The following is a 423-nucleotide window of genomic DNA, read 5'->3' on the forward strand; positions in this document are numbered from 1 at the left end:
TGGTCTTGCTATCAACGCCTATGTGTCCCTTCATCCCGAAATACCATTGATTGCCTTTTTTGGTCTGGCGCATTTCCGGATCACGTTTGCCTTCTTTGTTCTTGGTGGAAGAAGGTGCTGAAATGATCGTAGCATCGACGATGGTGCCGCCCGACACTTTCATCCCTCGCTCCTGCAGATGACGGCCTACTTCTTCGAAGATACGTTTGCCAAGGTCATGGCGCTCCAGCAGATGCCGGAATTTGCACACTGTTGTTTTATCCGGCACTGGCTCATTGCCCAGATCAATATTGGCAAAGCTGCGCATGGAAACGGATTCGTATAAGGCTTCCTCGACAGCCGGGTCAGACAGGTTGAACCATTGTTGCAAGAAATAAATGCGTAGCATGCGCTCCACGCCAACAGGCGGGCGTCCATTACCTG

1 protein-coding gene is annotated in these 423 nt (G+C 51.3%); it reads right to left on the reverse strand.

Translation table 11 applies throughout. The features are described from left to right. Positions 1-423: IS5 family transposase (locus ACO0LL_RS30350; protein WP_422954539.1), on the reverse strand; the 423-nt coding region annotated here is incomplete at both ends.

It is taken from the genome of Undibacterium sp. TC4M20W, from assembly GCF_049340245.1.
GTDB lineage: Bacteria > Pseudomonadota > Gammaproteobacteria > Burkholderiales > Burkholderiaceae_D > Undibacterium.